The following is a 526-nucleotide window of genomic DNA, read 5'->3' as shown; positions in this document are numbered from 1 at the left end:
AGAAAATCAGTTGGCTTTATTTCCTGGAGCAATAAAGCCAACCGATGCTCTGTTAGATAGAAACCTGACTTTTTCAGGGCTGACTAGATAGGTCCTGCAAGAGTTGTGAGGATTGATGCTGTGATAGCGGAGTAATCGTCTCTGTCTAAAGAGATTGTTGTAATAGTAGACATTTTCTTTTCCTCTAACTGGTAACGGGCCGACCATCCGGCGGCCTGATCAGTGATTTAAGCCGGGCGGTCAAAGTGCCCGGTTCGGTTGTGGTTTGTGTGTATGGCATTTGTGGGGATGGGGTTTTGTGGTCTCCGGATCGCTGGGTGTCAGTGGCTTCCGGAAGCGTATTGTTCTCTGTGGCTGTATGAGTGGATGCTGTGGCCACGGGTGTTACCGTCATGACCATACCCTCTGACAGGGCAGCCCGCTGTGTCAGGATAATTGTCCGATAACCTTTATTGAAAAAAACAATTCAACAGCGGGCTTAAGGATCGGATATGCCGCGTTATTCTGATGAACGTCGTGAAGCCAT

1 protein-coding gene is annotated in these 526 nt (G+C 48.5%); it reads right to left on the bottom strand.

The annotated features are described in order from the left end of the window. Positions 1 to 184 precede the first annotated feature (184 nt). Entirely contained in the window at positions 185 to 394 is a 210-nt protein-coding gene (locus tag H4O21_RS24095) for a hypothetical protein (protein WP_182812421.1), read from the bottom strand. Positions 395 to 526: the final 132 nt, after the last annotated feature.

The organism is Oceanospirillum sediminis (assembly GCF_014164585.1).
Classification (GTDB): domain Bacteria; phylum Pseudomonadota; class Gammaproteobacteria; order Pseudomonadales; family Halomonadaceae; genus Oceanospirillum; species Oceanospirillum sediminis.
This window is presented reverse-complemented; position numbering and strand designations above follow the sequence as displayed.